Below are 19,068 nucleotides of genomic sequence, written 5' to 3'. Positions count from 1 at the left end.
CGATGGTACTGCAGGGGGGACCCTGTGGGAGAGTAGGACGCCGCCGAACAATCATTCACAGAGAACCCCCGTCCGGGAAACCGGACGGGGGTTCTTTGCATTTCCCGCCCGGCTGCGGGGAACCACCGGGGGTGGTGCTAGGTCCACCCCGGAACTGGGGTGTGACGGCCAGTGTCTCTGCAGAGGGGTTCAGGAACACTGAATCAGGACGACCGGGACCGGCTTCAGGAGCATCCGTGACAGTAGCGAGTCGAACGAGCGGCGCGACCGTGCGTGCCCAGGCCGAAACGGCCCTGGTGGCAGGTGGGCGCGGGTTGGCCCGGTTGGCGCTGCTGTTGGTGGGTGCGCTCCCGGCGGTGGTGTTGCCGCTGCTGGTGGCGCTCCTCACGGGGGCCGGAGTCGCCTGGATGCTGGACGACTACTACCTGACCCCGCTGGTGGCCCTGGTGTCGGCAGCCGTCGCGGGCATGACCGTGGCCGGCCTCTTCGTGCGCGGGGTCGCCGACCGGACCCGGGCGCAGGTCGCCCGGTGGTACGGGGTCCGGCTGCCGGTGGTGTACCGCCCCCGGCCCGACCTGGAGCTGGACCAGCGCGGCCACTGGTGGACCGGGTACTCGTACCACCGCTCCCACTCCGTCGCGCGGCTCGCTCAGCTGCTGCACTGGGCGGCGCGGGACCGGGCGACGCGGTCGGAGATCGCCTGGCTGGTGGTCAACCCGCTGGCGGCGGTGGCCTTGGCGGCGCCGGTGGCCGGTCTGCTGCTGGGCGGGGCTGGCTATGCGATCACCGCGGTTGCGGAGCCCCGGCCGTACGGTGAGGTCGACGCGAGCAGTGCTTCCGTGCTGCTCTCCGTCGTGCTGGGGATGGGGCTGGCCGGTCTCGGGGTGCTGCTGGCGCCGCTCGCGGTCCGCGCGTACGCGGAGCTGGCGCGCCGGGTGCTGGACCAGGACGGCCGGGCCTCGCACGCGCAGCTGACCAAGCGGGTGGCGGAGCTGACCGAGACGCGGGCCGACGCGGTCGGCAGCCAGGCCGCCGAGCTGCGGCGGATCGAACGGGACCTGCACGACGGCGCCCAGGCGCGGCTGGTCGCGATCGGGATGACCCTGGGCACGATCGAGCACCTGATGGACACCGACCCGGTGGCCGCCCGTGAGCTCCTCTCCGAGGCGCGGCAGTCCTCGGCCCGGGCGCTCCAGGAGCTGCGCGACCTGGTCCACGGCATCCACCCGCCGGTGCTCGCGGAGCGCGGACTGGGCGACGCCGTGCGGCTGCTGGCGCTGGACAGCGTGCTGCCGACGGAGGTGTGCGTGAGCCTGCCGGACCGTCCGCCGGCGCCGGTGGAGGCGGCCGCGTACTTCAGCATCTGCGAGCTGCTGGCCAACGCGGCCAAGCACTCGGGTGCGGAGCAGGTCTGGGTGGACATCCTGTACCGGGCCGGCATGCTGCGGATCACGGTGACGGACGACGGTGTGGGTGTGGCCGATCCGGCCCGGGGTACCGGCCTGCGCGGCATCGAGAAGCGATTGGGTACCTTCGACGGTGTCCTCGCCATCGACAGTACGTCGGGCGGTCCGACCACCATTACCTTGGAGCTGCCGTGCGAGTTGTCCTCGCCGAGGACCTCTACCTCCTTCGAGAAGGCCTGATCCGGCTGCTGGAAGCGCACGGCTTCACCATCGCGGCGGCGGTCGAGACCGGCCCGGAGCTGCTGGACGCGCTGCTGACGCACCGTCCGGACGTCGCCGTGGTGGACGTCCGGCTGCCGCCGACGTTCACCGACGAGGGGCTGCAGGCGGCGCTCCGGGCGCGCCGGGAGATCCCGGGCCTGCCGGTGCTGGTGGTGTCGCAGCACGTGCAGCAGCTCTACGCGCGGGAGCTGCTGGCGGACGGCACCGGCGGGATCGGGTACCTGCTGAAGGACCGGGTGTTCAACGCCCGGCAGTTCATCGACGCGGTCCGCCGGGTGGCGGACGGCGGGACGGCGATGGACCCGGACGTGATCGCCAAGCTGATGCAGATCACCTCGCGCTCCCCGGGGCCGCTGCAGCGGCTGTCGCCGCGCGAGCGGGAGGTGCTGGAGCTGATGGCGGAGGGCTGCTCGAACTCGGCGATCGCGGCCCGGCTGGTGGTGAGCGACGGCGCGGTGGCCAAGCACATCGCCAATATCTTCACCAAGCTTGAACTTTCGCCCGCCGACGATGCCAACCGCCGGGTGCTGGCGGTGCTGGCCTACCTCAACGGCTCGGCGGAACGGGTCCGTTGACGGTCCGCCCGGCCGGCATCCGGTCCGCCGGGGGCGTCGGAGGGGCGTCGGCTCGACCCTGGGCTGCGGAAATGCTGAAACAGGCGTACGAGTAAACTCCGGTGGGCCGAGCCCGGGGGTTGCGCAGCCGTCCGGCGCCCCGACTAGCGGGAACCGGCACCCGCGGCAGCGTAACGGCCGCAGCCGACATCCAGGGGTTGATAGACGTTATGGCACGCCCAACGCTCACCAAGGCCCACCGCGGCCTGCTCGGGCTGGTCGCGGCCGGGGCCTGCCTGATCTCGGGTATCGGCTTCGCCGGGTCGTACAACGCGGTGCGCGAACTGGCGACGGAGAAAGGTTTCGGCGCCTTCGCCTACGCCTTCCCGATCGGCGTGGACGCGGGCATCGTCGTCCTGCTCGCGCTGGACCTCGTCCTGACCTGGCTGCGGATCCCCTTCCCGCTGCTGCGGCAGACCGCCTGGGTGCTGACCGTCGCCACCATCGCGTTCAACGCGGCCGCCTCCTGGGGCGACCCGCTCGGGATGGGCATGCACGCGGTCATCCCGGTGCTCTTCGTGGTCGTCGTCGAGGCCTCCCGGCACGCCGTCGGCCGGATCGCCGCGATCACCGCCGACCGGCACATGGAGTCCGTCCGGCTGATGCGCTGGATGCTCTCCCCGGTGCCGACCTTCCGGCTCTGGCGGCGGATGAAGCTCTGGGAGCTGCGCTCCTACGACGAGGTGGTCCGGCTGGAGCAGAACCGCCTGGTCTACCGGGCGCAGCTGCGGTTCCGGTACGGGCGCGGCTGGCGCCGCTCGGCGCCGATCCAGGCGCTGCTGCCGCTCAAGCTGGCGAAGTACGGGGTGCCGCTCGACCCGGCGCTGCTGGACCGGCTCGACGATGAGGCGCGGGAGGCGCGGGAGCTGCGCGAGGCCAAGGAGCTGGGCGAGAACCGGACCGTGGCGGCCGCCGCCATCGCGGCCCCGGCGCCGGCCGCCGTCGTTGCTGCCGAGGCTCGCCCGCAGCAGCTCCGACAGCCCCAGCCCCAGGTCCAGCTCCAGCCGCAGGTCCAGGGCCCGGGCCGGCCCCAGGCCCAGCCGCAGCCCGAGGCGGGGGTGCCCGCGGTGGCGCCGATGCCGGCCGAGGTGGCCGCGCCGATGCTCGCCAAGCTGGCGGCCGTTCGACTGCGGGCGGCGCAGGAGCCGGCCGCAGAGGCGGAGCAGGCTCCGGTGCAGCCCCGGGAGGAGCTGAACGTCTGGACCGAGCGTCCGGTCCGCACCACCGGGCCCCAGGGCGACGGCTCGCCCGGTGGCCGGGTGCCGGGCCAGGCCTCGCCGTGGTTCAAGCCGCCGCGGCCGACCGCACCCCAGTCCGGACCGGAGGCTCCCGGCCCGCAGGCCCCCGGGCCGCAGCCGGCTCCGCAGGCGGCGGGCCGGGCCGCCCAGCCGGTCGCCGAGGCCGCCGCTCCGCCGGTTACGCCGGCCCGGCCGGAGGAAGAGGGCCTCTTCGTCGAGGCGGCCGTCGCCGAGGCCGCGGCCTCGCAGACCTTCGGCCCCCGGGACGCGTCCGGCGTCGCCCAGGAGGAGCAGGCGCCGCGCCCACTGCCGTCCCGCCTCGACCCCGAGCTTGCCTACGAGGCGCTGGTCACCTACATCGACACCTTCGACCACCAGCCCGACCCGCAGCGCCTCGCCGACTGGCTGACCAGGGAGTACGGCGTGGCCGGCACCCGCCCGGACGGCTCGGTGCACCCCAAGGACGTCGCCGAGCTCTTCCCCGAGCTGCGGGACCGCTACGCCGCCGCCGGGAGGGACTGACCGGCACCAGCCCGCCCGTCCACCGCTCGGTCGGCCATTGACGCCCGACCACGGCGGGGCTACCTTCGCCTCAACAAACTGTTGAAGCGCTGGTCCGCCGCGGGCCTGCGAGGTGCGGAGGAGTGCGGATGTCGCAGGTCGAGCTGGACGGTACCGGGTCGGCGGGCGGAGCGTTCTCCGCCGAGGCCCGTGCCGCCGTGGACGCGCTGCTCGCCCCGGTCGACGCCGACCTGGCCCGCCGCTACCCGGGCGAGTCCGGCACCCGGCAGCCGGTGCACACCGTCTACGTCCCGGCCGACGCGTTCGGCGCCGGCACCGTCCGTGCGTGGGGCCGCCAGGCGCTGGAGGCGTTCGACACCCACGCCGGCACCCCGGCCGAGCTGGCCCGCGCGCTCGGCGTGGCCGACGACGCGCTGCTCGCCGACGTGCACGCCCGGGTCCGCGCCAAGCTGGAGCGGGAGCCGGTCGAGGACCTCCGGATCGACTTCGAGGACGGCTACGGCCCGCGGCCGGACGCCGAGGAGGACGCGGCCGCCGTCCGGGCCGCCGAGCTGGTCGCCGCCGCCGTCGCGGACGGCAGCGCCCCGCCGTACATCGGCATCCGGATCAAGTGCATGGAGGCGGCGGTCCGGGACCGCGGCATCCGCACCCTGGAGCTGTTCCTCTCCACCCTGCTGGCCGGCGGCGGTCTGCCGGAGGGCCTGGTGCTCACGCTGCCCAAGGTGACATACGCCCAGCAGGTCACCGCGCTGGTCCGGCTGCTGGAGGACTTCGAGCGCTCGGCCGGGCTGCCGGCCGGCCGGATCGGCTTCGAGATCCAGATCGAGACCACCCAGGCCATCCTCGGCCCGGACGGCCGGGCCACCGTCTCCCGGATGATCGAGGCCGCCGAGGGCCGGGCCACCGGCCTGCACTACGGGACGTTCGACTACAGCGCCTCGTGCGGGGTCAGCGCCGCCTACCAGAGCATGGACCACCCGGTCGCCGACCACGCCAAGGCGGTGATGCAGGTGGCCGCCGCCGGCACCGGCGTCCGGCTCTCCGACGGCTCGACCAACGTCATCCCGACCGGCTCCACCGAGCAGGTGCACGCCGCCTGGAAGCTCCACCACGACCTGGTCCGCCGCTCGCTGGCCCGCGCCTACTACCAGGGCTGGGACATGCACCCGGCCCACCTGCCGACCCGGTACGTCGCCGTCTACACCTTCTACCGCGAGGGCCTGGCGGCCGCCGCCGCCCGGCTGGCCGCGTACGTCGCCAAGGCGGGCGGCGACGTGATGGACGAGCCGGCGACCGCGCGGGCGCTCAGCGGCTACGTGCTGCGCGGGCTGGACTGCGGCGCCGTCGACCTCGCCGAGGTCACCGCGCTGACCGGCCTGGACCGCGCGCAGCTGGACGCGCTGGCCGGGCGCTGACGCCGGGGACCGGGGCGGGCCCCGGTGCCCGGCCGGCCGGATCACCGGGCAACTAGGCTGGCGGTGTGCCGGCCCGCGGACCTGCGGGCCGGAAACCGCCAGCCTCCGCCGTCTTCCGGGAGAACCGCCGAGCCATGTCCGCCACGCCGGAGCCGACCCCCAGGCAGTACCTCACCATCCGGCGTGCCGGCAGCCACGAGACCGAGATCAAGAAGTCCCGCTTCATCTGCCACCTCGCCCGGGTCGCCGACGAGGACGAGGCACAGGCGTTCATCGCCGGCATCCGCAAGCAGTACTGGGACGCGCGGCACAACTGCACCGCCTTCGTGGTCGGCGAGGAGCAGCGGCGCGAGCGGTCCAGCGACGACGGGGAGCCCGGCGGCACGGCCGGCGTGCCGATGCTGGAGGTGCTGCGCCGCCGCGGGCTGACCGACACGGTGGCCGTGGTGACCAGGTACTTCGGCGGGATCAAGCTCGGCGCCGGCGGCCTGGTGCGGGCGTACGGGAACGCGGTGTCGGAGGCGGTGGACGAGGTCGGGCTGCTGGAGCGGCGGCCGGTGGCGCTGCTCGCGGTCACGGCGGACCACACCCGGGCCGGGCGGGTCGAGAACGACCTGCGGGCCGCGGGGTACGCGGTGAGCGACCTGGCGTACGAGGCCACCGGGGTGCGGATCGAGGTCGGGGTGCCGGAGCCGGACGTGGCGGCGTTCCACACCTGGCTGGCCGAGGCGACCGGCGGCACCGCGGTTGCGGTGGCGGCGGGCCGGACGTACGTCGAGGTGCCGGTCTGAGGCGGCGCCGCCCGCGGCGGCCGGAGCAGAAGACGGCCCGCGGCGGTAGGCGGCTTGAGCAGATTCACTCGAACGTATTGACGTGACCCGGAGTTGGAACTTCCACTCCGGGTTGTGGCGTTTCCTGGGCAAGGATCCGGCCGATCCGGACGAAACCCCCATCGATGGAGGACGAGAGACCCCACCACCGCACCACGGAGGTATGCGCATGACCTCGGACCGCTCACCGTCGCCCGCCCGAGCCGATCTTCCCGGCCCGAGAGGCCCCGCGACGCCCTACCGGATGACCGTCACCACCGCGCTCCCGCACGCCGACGCCCTCGCCCTGGCCGACCAGCGCCTCGGCGCCTGGCTGAAACAGGAGGGCTGCGAGGAGCCCCCGCTGGCGGTGCGCGAGCCCGCCCCGCACGAGCCCACCCCGCGCGATCCCGGCGCGTACGATCCCGCCCCGCACGATCCCGGCACGGCCGCTGCCCCCGAGCGCCTGCGGCTGGGCGGCCGCGTCCTGCTCGACCGCGACGGCGGCCCGCTCCGCGGCGGCCCCGTCGCCGGCCGCTACGACCGCCGCCGGCTGCGCACCCCGGCCCCGCACGGCACCCACCAGCTCACGCTGACCATAGCGACCGGAGCCGGCGGCCCCACCTGGGTCTGGCTGGAGGCGGAGACCCACACCACCGGCAGCGGCGTCCGGACGCCCTGCCGGGTGCCGGTGCCCGAGCTCGCCCGCACCCTGCTGCCGCTGCTCGACGCCGCCGACGGCCCGGCCGCCGTCCAGCTCGCGCCGCGGGTGCTGACCGCCGCCGACGTCGAGGGCCTCATCGACGAGCTCTGCGACCCCGCACGCCGGCTGCCCACCGTGGTGGCCAGCGTCCCGGCCGACCGGGGCCTCGACGACTGGGTCGCCGAGGTCGTCCGCCCGCTCTGCGGGCAACTGCCCGGCCTCGCCACCGCCTACGTCCTGGACCCGGGCGCCCGGACGGAGTTCAACGTCGCACTGGAGTACCACGCCGTGTACGGCGGGGCGGTGCGCACCTACCTGCCCGAGGTCGACCCGGCCTCCCGGCACGACGGCGCCCGGCACCCGGTGCTGGCCCGCCGCCGGATCGAGGAGGACCTGCGCCGCGCCGCCGGGCTGCTGGCCCGCGAGCCGCGCCGGCTCGCCGCCGAGCAGCCGCTGCCGTCGCCGCTGGCCGCCGTCCCGGTCCTGCGGGTGCCCCCGCAGGGGCCGCGCACCGGCACCGGCCCGCAGGACGCGGCGGCCCGGGCCGAGCTGGCGGTACTCGCCCACGAGGAGCAGCAGGACCGGGCCGAGCAGCAGGCCAGGGCGGACGAGTTGGAGCGGGTCCGGCACAGCCTGCGCCGGGAGCGGCGTCACGGCGCCGCCCAGGTGCGCGCGCTGACGGGCCGGTTCTGCGCCGTCCAGGGAGGTGCGGCCGCACCCGTCCGGCCCGGCCGCCGCCCGGCCGGTCCCACCACCTCCGCCCCGGCGGCCGGCGGAGCCCCCGGCAGCTTCACCGAACTGATGCGCAGGCTGGGCGAGTTCCCACTGCTCACCTTCACCGGGGACCAGAAGAGCGCACTCGCGCTGGACGAGCTGCAGTGCTCCAACACCGGCTGGGCCCGGCTCACCTGGGACGGGCTGACCGCCCTTCAGGAGTACGCCGAGGCCGCCATCCGCGGCGAGGCGGGCGGCGACTTCAAGCAGTGGTGCGAGCGGACCCCGGCCGGCTGCCACCGCTTCCCGCCCCGCAAGGCGGTGCGCGGGGAGTCCCGGACGGTCTTCAGCCACACCAAGTGGAAGCGGGAGCGGATGCTGCCGGTGCCGGAGTGCGTCGACGCCTCCCGGCGTGCGTTCATGGGCGCCCACCTGCGGATCGGCGGCGGCCGGACGGCACCCAGGCTGCACTACCTCGACGACTGTTCCGGCAGTGGCCGGATCTATGTCGGCTACATCGGCCTGCACCTGACCAACACCAGGACCAACTGAGAGGCTTGGCTGACCGGTGCGCCCGTTCGGTGGACAATGGCCGGCAGGGGCGGGCCGCGGGGTCGCCGGCCGGCCCGGGCAGGTGCCGGACGAGCATGGGGGAACGACCACCGATGCAGTACTCAGCAGACGGCCGCTCCGACGGTACGGTCACGGCCCCCCAACCCGGCTTCCTGGCCTCGGTCTTCCGTGACCTCGGCGTGGACGAGCCGGGCGAGCACGGCGAGCCGGGCGGGCCGGCGGACCACGAGAGCCCGTCGGACGGTGCTCCGGCGGGCGGCCCGGCCGGTCCCGGCGGGGACGAGTCCGTCGCCGCGCACGCCCGGGCCGCCGCGCTGACCCACCACCGCACGCTCACCGTCCAGGCTGAGCACCAGCGGCTGGCCGACCTGCTGCGGCGGGCCGCGCTGCCCGTCTCGGCCATGGACTTCGAGAGCCAGCTGCGCCGGTACGAGCCGCGGCCCTACCCGGTCGACGGCCCGGCGGCCGGGCCCGCTGAGGACCCGGAGCCGCGCTGGGAGGACTACGCGCCGGCCGAGCCGGCCGTCCCCGACCCCGACGGGAGCCCGGCCCGGCGGCTGCTGGACTCCGGCTACCAGCGCGAGCTGGCCCAGGCCCGGCTCACCCACCAGCGGGCGCTGCGGGTGTGGCGCACCCGCCGGGCCGAGGCCGGCAGCCCGGCCGCGGACGAGTCCCGGCGTGCCCACGAGCAGGCCGAGCAGGCCCGTGCCCGGGCGGTGCGGGAGTACAACGACAGCCTGGAGGAGTGCCGTCGGGCGTACCGGCTGGCCGAGCCGGCCGCGGTGGAGTCGCTGCTCGAACGGGCCCTGGCAGCCGCCGAGACGGCCACCCAGGACCTGCCCGCGCCCTGCCGGGCGGTCTACCGCCCGCTCACCCGCACCGCCGTCCTCGACCTCGACCTGCCCCCGCTCGACCTGGTGCCCTCGCTGACCGGCTACCGGCTCGGGCCCGACGGCGAGATCCTCCCGATGCCCCGCCCGCCGGCCGACCGGGCCACCGACTACCTCCGGCTGGTCGCCCGGGTGGCGCTGCGCGCCCTGCAGGCGGCCGACGCCGTCGACACCGACGAGATACTGGCGGGTGTCGTGCTCAACGGCTGGCTGCGCGGACCCGCCGGGGCGGAGCCGCTCTGCCTGGTGAGCGTGGACGCCGACCGCGACGCCCTGGCCCGCACCCGGCTGCTGCCGCCGGCCACCCCGTACGAGGAGCACGACGGCGAGGGCGTCTACGCCGACGCCGAGCAGGACGAGGCGTTGGTGCGGCTGCGTCAGCTCGGCGCCGCCGTCACCCCCGACCCGTACGCCCTGACCGGCATCGGACCGGCCGCCGTCGCGGGGGCCGCCGTGCCGTCCGCCCAGGACCTCTCGGCGAACGAGTTCGCCCAGCTGGTCCGCGAGCTGCTCACCCGGGGCGGGCTGGCGCAGTGGAGCGTCCGGCTGCGCGGACCGGCCGGGCTGGTCGCCACCGGTGAGGGGCCGGCCGGCAGCGCGCTGCCCGGGCGCTGGGTGGTGTGGGCCTCCCGCGCGGCGCAGCCGGTGGGGGAGGAGGAGATCAGGACGCTGGCGGAGGCGGTCCGCGAGGAGTCCGCCGAGCGCGGCCTGCGGCTGACCACCGGCCGGTTCACCGAGGAGGCGCTCGACCTCGCCGGTGAGGACGGGCACCAGCACATCCACCTGGTCGACGGCGACGGTGTGCGGGAGCTGGCCCGCACCCATCTCGGGCTTCCGGTCGCCGCTAGCCACTGACTGCACGGCCTGGTCACGGCGTCCGGGGCCGCTGCGCGCCGGGGGAGCCCGGGGGAGCCAGGGAGCCTCGGGGGAGCGGTCCGGCGCCGGTGCGCCCCCGGCCGGCGCGGCTCACCCTGACGGCCCGCCCGGCGGGCAGCGGTTTGGACGCCGCGTGAGGCTGGGGGCGCGGGTGACGGGGTGACCGGGCCCGGGCCGGGTGGCGGCGCCCGACGGTGGCCGTCGGTGCAGCCGTCCGGTGTCGGTCGGCGGCCGGCCCGGAACGGGCGGAACACGGGGGAGTCGGAGTGGCTGCGGTGCCCGGTTCGGAGGACGTGCGGTGACGGCGATCCTCGTCGCCGCCGGTGCGTTCCTGATGACGCTGATCGGCGGCTACGTCGCCCAGCGCACCGGCGACCGCCGCCACCTGGTGCTCGGCTTCGCGGCCGGGCTGATGCTCGGGGTGGTCGCCTTCGACCTGCTGCCGGAGGCGCTGCGCCAGGCGCCCGACGAGGTCCACGGCGTCCCGCAGGCGCTGCTGATGTTCGCGGCCGGGTTCCTGGCCATCCACATCGTCGAGCGGGCGGTGGCCATCCACCGCGGTCACGAGGGGGAGTACGCCGAGCACACCCACGGCCACCGGCACGCCCACGTCCCCGTGCACGACCAGCGGGTGGCCGGTAACGCGGCCCCGGGCATCGGGCTGACCGCGGCGCTGGCCCTGGTCGGCCACAGCGTCATGGACGGCTTCGCGATCGGGGCGGCCTTCCAGGCCGGGACCACGGTCGGAACGGTGGTCGCCATCGCCGTGGTCGCGCACGACTTCGCCGACGGCTTCAACACGTACACGATCACCCGGCTCTACGGGAACGACCGGCGGCGGGCGCTGACCCTGCTGGTGGCGGACGCGCTCGCGCCGGTGACCGGCGCCGCGATCACCCTGCTGTTCACCATCCCGGAACAGCTGCTCGGCCTCTACCTCGGGTTCTTCGCGGGCTTCCTGCTCTACCTGGCGACCTCCGACATCCTCCCCGAGGCGCACAGCCCGCACCCCTCGCGGACCACGCTGGTATGCACCCTGGTCGGGGTGGGCTTCATGTGGCTGGTGATCGGTTTCGCGGGCTGACGCGCCGCGCGCCTGTTGTACCGTCGCGCCTGTTGTGCGCCGCACCTGTTGCACGGCTCCACCCGGCGCACGGCCCACCCGTCTCGGCTCACCACGGGGCGGGGCTCACCCGCCGAGCGCCGCCCACCGGGCACGCATCGCCCCCAGGGCAGCGGTGATCGCCGGACGCCGGGACGTCTGGGTGCGCCAGAGCGCGAACACCCGGCGGGCGGGCTCCGGCACGACCGGCCGGGCCACCACCTCGGGCGGCAGGGCGGACCGGCCGAGCCGCGGCACCAGGCCGACGCCCAGCCCGGCCGCGATCAGCGCGACCTGGGTCTCGAACTCGCCGACCCGGTAGCAGACCTCGGGCTCCTCGCCGACCTCGCGCAGGGTCCGCACCAGCCAGTCGTGGCAGATGTTGCCCGGCGGCACGCTGGTCCAGCGCAGCCCGCGCAGTCGGCCCACCGGCACCACGGTGAGCCCGGCCAGCGGGTGCGCCGCGGGCAGCAGCAGGTCCACCGGGTCCGGGCCGAGGTCCAGCCGGGAGAGGCCCTCCTGCACCGGCAGCGGCACCGTAGGCCAGTCCTGGACCAGCGCCAGGTCCACCTCGCCCCGGGCGACCAGCTCGGCCGCCGGGTACGGGTCGCTCTCCAGCAGCCGGACGTCCAGCTCGGGACAGCGTTCCCGCAGGTCGGCGAGCACCCCCGGCATCAGCCCCCGTGCACCGGTGGCGAAGGCGGCAACCAGCAGCTGTCCCACCGCCTGGCCACGCTGCTCCTCCAGCCGCACCTCGGCCTGCTCCACCAGCCCCAGCACCGCCTGCGCGGTGGCGGCCAGTTCGCGCGCGGCGTCCGTCAGCACCACCCCGCGGCCCTGCCGTTCCAGCAGGACCGTCCGGGTCTCGCGCTCCAGCTTGGCGATCTGCTGCGAGACCGCCGACGGGGTGAACCCGAGCGAGGCCGCCGCCCCGCCGACCGAACCGTGCACGGCCACCGCGTGCAGCGCGCGCAGGCGTCCCAGATCCATCATGCAGCAATGCTAAAGCGTGGGCTTCAGTATTCATCGCTGGTGCTACACGGTTGCCGGCGGTCATCCTCGATCCATGACCGCAACCCCCGCCGCCACCGGCGGCAGCATGAGACCGCGTCACATCGCCCTGGCCGTCCTGGTCGCCGCCGTCTGGGGCCTCAACTTCGTGCTCATCCACGTCGGCCTGCAGAACTTCCCGCCGCTGCTCTTCTGCGCGCTGCGCTTCGCGGTGGTCGCGGTCCCGGCGGTCCTCTTCGTCGGCCCGCCCCGGGTGGCCTGGCGGTGGGTGCTGGCGGTCGGGTTCGTGCTCGGGGTGGTCAAGTTCGGGCTGCTTTTCCTCGGCATGCACGCCGGGATGCCGGCCGGGCTCTCGTCCCTGGTCCTGCAGAGCCAGGCGGTCTTCACCGCGCTGTTCGCCGGCGTCCTGCTGCGCGAGCGGCCCGGCCGCCAGCGGCTGGCCGGCCTGGCGATCGCCTTCGCCGGTATCGGCCTCTGCGCCCTCGACCACGGTCTCGGCGGCCCCGTCGGAGCCTTCGCCCTGGTCATCCTCGCCGCCGTGGCCTGGGGCCTGTCCAACGTGCTGACCCGCAAGGCGGCCCCGCCGGACGCGCTGCGCTGGATGGTCTGGGTGAGCGCCGTGCCGCCGCTGCCGCTGCTCGCGCTCTCGCTGGTGGTCGAGGGGCCGGCCGCGGACCTCGAGGCGCTGCGCGGGATCACCCCGGCCGGCCTGGGCGCGATCGGGTACGTCGGGCTGGTCTCCACCCTGTTCGGCTTCGTCGCCTGGAGCTTCCTGCTGCGCAGCTACGACGCCACCGCGGTGGCGCCCTACTCGCTGCTGGTGCCGGTGTTCGGGATGTCCTCGGCCTGGCTGCTCCTCGGCGAGCGGGTCAGCCCGCTCGCCGGGTGCGCCGCGCTGCTGGTGATCGCCGGGATCGGGATCACCGCGCTGCGCCCGGGTGCCCTGGCCGCCGCGGCGGCGTGGCGGCCGCGTACGCGGCCTCGGCGGAGCGCAGTGCCCGCAGCAGCGCATCCTGTTCGGCGGGGCTGACCGGGCCGAAGTACTCCTGCGCCACCTCGTGCCGCACCTGCCCGATCCGCTCCACCGCCGAGTGGCCGGCCGCCGTCAGCACGATCCGCACCGCGCGCCGGTCGGCCGGGTCCGGGGTGCGCTCGACCATCCCCGCCTCCTCCAGCGCGTCGACCACGGTGGTGGCCGAGCGCGGGGCGATGTGCAGCCGGTCCGCGAGGTCGCTCAGCCGCATCGCCCGGTCCGGCAGCTCACAGCCGGGCGCGTGCGCGAGGGTGCGCAGGGCGCGGCCCTGGGCCGGGGTGATGCCGTAGGGCTCGAGGCGCTCGCTGGTGCGGCGGCGGATCCGCTTGATCGCCCGGGTCATCGCGTCGGCGAGTTCGGCGGCGGTGTCCTGGGGCGTCGCCGGCCCGTCGTCGCCCGGGGAACCGGAGGAGCTCGCCGCGTCGTCGGTCGGCGTGGTGGTCATGGGCGGCTCTCCTCGGCAGGTGTTCGACCAAGGGTATCGGCCGGTCCGGGCCGTGGCGGGCGGCCGTGCGCGGGCCCGTGAGGGGCGCGCGAAAATATGTTGAGTAAAGCTCAGTATCTGGGTTAGCGTAGTCACAGTGAGGGCACCCTAAGTTCCCTCCCCCGATCTCTGGAGGGCCCGTGCCCCGCTCCGAAGCCCGCGTCGCCACCGACCGCCCCGGCCGTTACGCCAAGCAGCTCGCCGCCCACATGGGCCGCAAGATCGAAGCCCACTGGTCCGACGAGACCGGCCGCGGCACCCTCGCCTTCAGCGCCGGGACCGCCACCCTGGAGGCCGCCCCCGACGCCCTGCTGCTCGCCGTCGAGGGCGCGGCCGAGAACCTGCCCGGCCTGGAGGACGTCGTCGGCCGCCACCTGGTCCGCTTCGGCGCCCGCGACGAACTGGTCGTCGAGTGGCGGCGCGACAACGGCGAGGCCGGCCTCGTCCACCGCAACGACGCGCCCGAGGAGGACTAGCGGAGGGCCCGCGGACGGTTACGCGCATCCCGCCGGTCGCGCGGCGGCCGGTGGGCGCGCGGCAGCCGGCGGGCGAGCGCCCAGAGCACCAGCCCGCCCAGGCACCAGCTCGCCACCACGTCCAGCAGCCAGTGGTAGTCGCTCCACACCAGCCCGAGCCCGACCCCGGCCGGGAGCAGCGCCCCCGCCGCGTGCAGCCGGCGCCGGGCCGGGCCGCCCACCGTGCGGGCGACCAGCACCGCGGCCACGCCGTACGACAGGGTCGCGGTGGCCGTGTGCCCGGACGGATACCAGCCCAGCTGGTCCGGCGTCAGTGGCAGCCCGAGCGGCCCCGGCCGGCCGAACAGGGCCTTCGCCGGGACGACCAGCAGCGGGATCAGTCCGGCGGTCAGCGCCGACACCGCCGCGGGCAGCCACCAGCGCGGGGCGCCGGCCCGGCGCGACCGCCAGGCGGCTAGCGCCCCGCCGGTCAGCAGCACCGGGATCGCCGGGACCGCGCTGCCCAGGTCCGAGAGCGCCTGGCCGGCGTGGTCGAGCAGTGTGCTGTGCAGGTCGTGCCGGCTCTCCCGGGTGACGTGCCGGGCCCAGCGGTCCAGGCCCAGCAGCGGCCCGTCGACGGCCACCTGCCAGGTCACCAGCGCCAGCGCCGCACCCAGCAGGACCGGCAGGGTGGTCGAACCGGCGAACCGGCCGGGAACGCGAAGCGGCCGCCCCGGAGCAGGGGGGAGAGCTCCGGGACGGCTCTGATGATCGCCGTTCCGCGCGTCCCGGGGGGTGTGGGTCGGACGGTCGGTCGATCGGCCTTCGGTGTGCACCGGCCCTTCCGGGCCGGCCTGGTTGTCCTCGCGGACGGCACGCGGACCCGCCACCGGGGGCGGTGCCGCGAACGGATCCGTCCATGGCTGAGGCTCGCTGTCCATCTGTGATGACACTACGTCAACGGCCGTGCCGGGCCGAGGAGCTTCAGCGATTCCGCACAGCATCTTCACCGCCCGCCGGGGCCGTCCCCGCACGGCCCGCACAGACCGAACGGCCCGTGGGGAGGAATCCCCACGGGCCGTTCAGCGCTGTCCGGACATCCCTCCGGCGGGTCCATGCCGACCGGCCTGCGGCCGGGTGCGGCGGGCTCAGGCGGCGGTGACGCCCTGGAGGGCGAAGGCGCCCTCGATGATGTCCAGGCCCTCGACGAGCAGGTGCTCCGGCATCACCAGCGGCGGCAGGAAGCGCAGCACGTTGCCGTAGGTGCCGGCGGTCAGCACCACCAGGCCCTCGGCGTGGCAGGCCTTCGCGACGGCGGCGGTGATCTCCGGGTTCGGCTCCTTGGAGCCCGGCTTCACCAGCTCGATCGCGATCATCGCGCCACGGCCGCGGACCTCGCCGATGACGTCGAACTTCTCCTGCATCGCCCGCAGGCGGCCCAGCATGACCTCGCCGATCTGCTGCGCCTTGCCGTTGAGGTCGAGCTCCTTCATCGTCTCGATGGAGCCCAGCGCGGCGGCGCAGGCCACCGGGTTGCCGCCGTAGGTGCCGCCCAGGCCACCCGCGTGCGCGGCGTCCATGATCTCGGCGCGACCGGTCACCGCGGCCAGCGGCAGACCGCCGGCGATGCCCTTGGCGGTCGTGATCAGGTCCGGGACGATGCCCTCGTCGTCGCAGGCGAACCACTGGCCGGTCCGGCAGAAGCCGGTCTGGATCTCGTCCGCGACGAAGACGATGCCGTTCTGCTTCGCGAACTCCACGATGGCCGGCAGGAAGCCCTTGGCCGGCTCGATGAAGCCGCCCTCGCCCTGGATCGGCTCGATGATGATCGCGGCGACGTTGTCGGCGCCGATCTGCTTGTTGATGATGTCGATCGCCTGCGCGGCGGCCTCGGCGGCGCAGTTCTCCGCACCGGTCAGCCAGCGGTAGGGGTAGGCCACCGGCACCCGGTGGATCTCCGGGGCGAACGGGCCGAAGCCCTGCTTGTACGGCATGTTCTTCGCCGTCAGGCCCATGGTGAGGTTGGTGCGGCCGTGGTAGCCGTGGTCGAACACCACGACGGCGGTGCGCTTGGTGTAGGCGCGGGCGATCTTCACCGCGTTCTCGACCGCCTCGGCGCCCGAGTTGAACAGCGCGGTGCGCTTCTCGTGGTCACCCGGGGTCAGCTCGTTCAGCTGCTCGGCCACGGCCACGTAGCCCTCGTACGGGGTCACCATGAAACAGGTGTGCGTGAAGGCGGCCAGCTGCTCGGACGCCTTGGCCACCACGGCCTCGGCGCTGTTGCCGACGTTGGTCACGGCGATGCCGGAGCCGAAGTCGATCAGCGAGTTGCCGTCCACGTCCTCCAGCACGCCACCGTTGGCGCGGGACACGTACACCGGCAGCGTGGTGCCGACGCCGGCCGCCACCGCACCCAGCTTGCGGGCCTGCAGCTCCTGCGACTTCGGACCGGGGATCGCGGTGACCAGGCGGCGCTCCTGCGGGAGCGGCGTTGCGGCGCTCATGGTTTCTCCAGACTTCTCGACTCGGTCCTCGCAGGCTACGGCCGCCCTCGCCGCGCGAGCATGCGCCACTCGGTAGCACTGGGCCGTCCGACTTGTCCGAGGCGGCCAGCGCGGGTTGTGCGGCTGCCCCCACGCTCCGCTCCACTACATTGAGCGCGGGCGTGTCGCCGGTACGGCGGCATGGGTATGGCGGCACCGACGGCGGTCGGGCCGGGCGGGCGGGCGAGGGAGCGGGACCGTACATGGAACTGGACGGGGCACAGGGCCACGGCGATCGGACCACCACCACACCCCCCACCCCCATGCCCCACCAGCGCCCCCGCCCCCCCGCCTTCGACCTCCCCGCCTGGGTCGCGGCCCCCCGCCCCGAGGCCGCCCCGGGCATCTACCGCCAGGGCTACCGCCAGATCGACCCGGACCGCGCGGAGGAGGCCAGGGTGGCGACCTGGCCGCTGCTGCTGCGCGCGGGGCTGAACGTCATCGCGACCGTCGCGACCTACTACATCGGCACCGTGGTGCTGATGTACGGGGCGGGGTTCATCCTCCGTTGGTTCGACGGGACGTCCCCCGACCAGTTCAACGTCGTACAGATACTGATCAACATGGTCACCGTCGGCTGCGCGGCGGCGGTCTTCTGGCGGACCGGTCGTTGGCGGGAGGTCAGCAGACGGTTCCTCACGCGGGACGGTTGGCGGCAGAACGTCGCCCCCGTACTGGCGAAAGCCATCACCCATGAAGGAGAGGGTTCCGCCAGGCCCGCGGTCGAGCCGGAGCCGGGACCGGTTGCCGATCCGTGGACGGCCCAGCGTTTCGGCGGGGCAGCCGCAGCGGCGGAGACGCTGGACCGGGAGCCCGTGGGAGACGTCGACTACATGCGGATCCAGCGGGCCTGGGAGTCGGCTCAGGCCGATCCGGCGTTCGTGCCGGCCTTCGTGGAGCAGGTGAAGGTGCGGGGCGCAGCGGCGTTCAGTCATCCGTCGGGAAGCAGGGACCTGCACGGGCGGGTGGCGCATCACGATCTGCTGGTCCAACAGGTACGGCTCGGAACGACTCAGGATGTCCCGAAGAACCCGCAGACATACCGGGCGACAGGGTTCGCACTGGATCCGGCTCTTCTGGGCACCTCGCTGCTGGCCGTGGGCCCGGCGGGGACCGGGAAGACCGCGCGACTGGCCCGGCCCGCCATCGAGGCACTCTGCCTGCAGGCACTCGCGGGAAGGGCTTGCGCGGTGGCGGTCGGGGCCTCGGACGCCGACCTCGGGCCGGATGCCTGGTACGACGTGGTGATCTCGCTCGGAGAGGCCGGTTCGGTATACGGGTTGGACCTGTACGGCGCCACGCAGGACCCGGACGAGGCGGCTGCCCGGCTGGCGGACGCCTTGCTGCCGGACGAGTTGACGGCGCGTGCGGAGAGTGCCCGGGTGGCTCTTCAGCAGGTCGTCGGTCCGTTTCACGCCGCGTACGGCCGCTACCCCGGCGTGCGGGAGCTGCGGGGACTGCTCGCAGGTGATCCAGAGGTGAAGGAAGCGCTGGTGAAGGCCTTGCGAGAGGCCGGCCGGCTGACGACTCATGAGAGGGACCTCAAGCACCGGGACCTGCAGCAGGGCCGGGCGGACGACCCGGGCGCGCTGCTGGCTGACCGTTTGGCGCTACTGGACCGGCCCTCCTTCGAGGGGGCGTTCACGATGGACGGCACCGGCAAGCCGCCCTTCGCCATGAAGGCCCTCGACCACCCGCTCCGCGTCAGGATCAAGCTGCCCGAACGCAGCCACCCCGAGGCCGCGCGGATCCTCTCCCGTCTGGTGGTCGGTCAGTTCGTTCTGGCAGCGGTGGCCCGGGAGGACCGGTCGCTCTTCGCAGGCCTCGTGGTGGACGACGCGTCGGCGGCTCTGGATACCGGAACGGTGCGGGGCCTGCAGCGGATGCGCGGCGCCAACGCCGGCGCGGTTCTGTTGTTGCGCACGCTGATGGACCTGCCGGAGGCCCTGCGGACCCCGTTGTTCGGCGCTGTCGGGTGCCGGATGGTCTTTCCCGGCATCGCCCCCTGGGACGGGAAGTTCTTCTCCGAAGCCTGGGGCACCCACGTGATTCACGAGAGGGTCGTCACCCACGCTCCCCAGACGGAGGGCGGCGTCGTCCGCAGGGCCGGGCGGTTGGGGCGGAAGGCGTTGTCGGGGACGACCGCGCAGACGGAGTCGGTGACGACGCGGGACGTGGAGCGGCTGCGGTGGTCGCCGTCGGATCTGGCGCACGCGTTGCCGGCGGGGCACGCGGTGGTGTCGCTGACGGCGGTGTCGGGCGAGCAGGTGCCGCCGTTGCTGGTGGACCTGCGGGGCTAGGGGCAATGCCGGTGACTTTGGGGTCCGTGCCTCGTTGGTTGTGGTGTGGCGAGGGTGGGGCAGGTCAAGTCGCCTGCGGGTGAGCGGTTGTCGGATCG

At 74.6% G+C, this 19,068-nt stretch carries 15 protein-coding genes; 11 read left to right on the top strand and 4 right to left on the bottom strand.

The genetic code is table 11. The annotated features are described in order from the left end of the window. Positions 1-236 precede the first annotated feature (236 nt). The 8 genes from ABZ885_RS21045 to ABZ885_RS21010 all read left to right on the top strand — a co-directional run bounded on the left by ABZ885_RS21045 (position 237) and on the right by ABZ885_RS21010 (position 11,126). The gene (locus tag ABZ885_RS21045) at positions 237-1,646 is read left to right on the top strand and encodes a histidine kinase (RefSeq protein ID WP_360190594.1); all 1,410 of its coding nucleotides are present in this window, start codon (positions 237-239) and stop codon (positions 1,644-1,646) included. Next, on the top strand, positions 1,598-2,263 hold the full coding sequence (locus ABZ885_RS21040) for a response regulator transcription factor (protein WP_360190591.1): 666 nt from the start codon (positions 1,598-1,600) through the stop codon (positions 2,261-2,263). Before ABZ885_RS21045 ends, ABZ885_RS21040 begins: the two co-directional genes overlap by 49 nt. Before the next feature lie 209 nt (positions 2,264-2,472). Beyond that, positions 2,473-4,062, top strand: coding sequence for a DUF2637 domain-containing protein (locus ABZ885_RS21035; protein ID WP_360190588.1), 1,590 nt, complete (start codon positions 2,473-2,475; stop codon positions 4,060-4,062). A 128-nt stretch (positions 4,063-4,190) separates the two neighbouring features. Beyond that, positions 4,191-5,477: an aldolase gene (locus tag ABZ885_RS21030; RefSeq protein ID WP_360190585.1), complete on the top strand. Its 1,287-nt coding sequence runs from the start codon at positions 4,191-4,193 to the stop codon at positions 5,475-5,477. 134 nt (positions 5,478-5,611) lie between these two features. Beyond that, positions 5,612-6,268, top strand: coding sequence for a YigZ family protein (locus ABZ885_RS21025; RefSeq protein ID WP_360190583.1), 657 nt, complete (start codon positions 5,612-5,614; stop codon positions 6,266-6,268). A gap of 283 nt (positions 6,269-6,551) precedes the next feature. Continuing rightward, positions 6,552-8,255 carry a hypothetical protein gene (locus tag ABZ885_RS21020; protein WP_360190580.1) on the top strand — a complete coding sequence of 568 codons (1,704 nt, stop codon included), beginning with the start codon at positions 6,552-6,554 and terminating at the stop codon, positions 8,253-8,255. 113 nt (positions 8,256-8,368) lie between these two features. Continuing rightward, a complete protein-coding gene (locus ABZ885_RS21015; protein WP_360190578.1) occupies positions 8,369-10,021 on the top strand; it encodes a restriction endonuclease in 1,653 nt (550 codons plus the stop codon). Between the two features lie 319 nt (positions 10,022-10,340). Then, the gene (locus ABZ885_RS21010) at positions 10,341-11,126 is read left to right on the top strand and encodes a ZIP family metal transporter (RefSeq protein WP_360190576.1); all 786 of its coding nucleotides are present in this window, start codon (positions 10,341-10,343) and stop codon (positions 11,124-11,126) included. Between the two features lie 105 nt (positions 11,127-11,231). Here the strand turns inward: ABZ885_RS21010 and ABZ885_RS21005 are convergent, their stop codons facing one another. Then, positions 11,232-12,137 (bottom strand): LysR family transcriptional regulator, encoded by a 906-nt coding sequence (locus ABZ885_RS21005; protein WP_360190573.1) that lies wholly within the window; start codon positions 12,135-12,137, stop codon positions 11,232-11,234. 106 nt (positions 12,138-12,243) lie between these two features. On the opposite strand from ABZ885_RS21005, the gene ABZ885_RS21000 reads away from it, so the two are divergent. Next, entirely contained in the window at positions 12,244-13,185 is a 942-nt protein-coding gene (locus tag ABZ885_RS21000; protein WP_360190597.1) for an EamA family transporter, read from the top strand. Here the strand turns inward: ABZ885_RS21000 and ABZ885_RS20995 are convergent. Continuing rightward, positions 13,076-13,633 (bottom strand): MarR family transcriptional regulator, encoded by a 558-nt coding sequence (locus ABZ885_RS20995; protein WP_360190570.1) that lies wholly within the window; start codon positions 13,631-13,633, stop codon positions 13,076-13,078. The genes ABZ885_RS21000 and ABZ885_RS20995 overlap by 110 nt on opposite strands. A gap of 179 nt (positions 13,634-13,812) precedes the next feature. Between ABZ885_RS20995 and ABZ885_RS20990 the strand changes: the two genes are divergently transcribed. Further along, positions 13,813-14,148, top strand: coding sequence for a DUF2218 domain-containing protein (locus ABZ885_RS20990; RefSeq protein WP_360190567.1), 336 nt, complete (start codon positions 13,813-13,815; stop codon positions 14,146-14,148). Here ABZ885_RS20990 and ABZ885_RS20985 read toward each other — a convergent pair. Together ABZ885_RS20985 and gabT are read right to left on the bottom strand one after the other, a co-directional pair. Continuing rightward, positions 14,145-14,783, bottom strand: a complete 639-nt coding sequence (locus tag ABZ885_RS20985; protein WP_360190565.1) for a phosphatase PAP2 family protein — start codon at positions 14,781-14,783, stop codon at positions 14,145-14,147. The genes ABZ885_RS20990 and ABZ885_RS20985 overlap by 4 nt on opposite strands. A gap of 492 nt (positions 14,784-15,275) precedes the next feature. Then, positions 15,276-16,631, bottom strand: a complete 1,356-nt coding sequence (gene gabT / locus ABZ885_RS20980) for a 4-aminobutyrate--2-oxoglutarate transaminase (protein ID WP_360190562.1) — start codon at positions 16,629-16,631, stop codon at positions 15,276-15,278. Positions 16,632-16,873: 242 nt separating this feature from the next. Here gabT and ABZ885_RS20975 point away from each other — a divergent pair, with 242 nt between their 5' ends. Continuing rightward, the gene (locus ABZ885_RS20975) at positions 16,874-18,970 is read left to right on the top strand and encodes an ATP-binding protein (RefSeq protein ID WP_360190559.1); all 2,097 of its coding nucleotides are present in this window, start codon (positions 16,874-16,876) and stop codon (positions 18,968-18,970) included. The last annotated feature ends 98 nt before the right edge of the window (positions 18,971-19,068 follow it).

The sequence above is a fragment of the Kitasatospora sp. NPDC047058 genome, from assembly GCF_040643935.1.
Classification (GTDB): Bacteria; Actinomycetota; Actinomycetes; order Streptomycetales; family Streptomycetaceae; genus Kitasatospora.
This window is presented reverse-complemented; position numbering and strand designations above follow the sequence as displayed.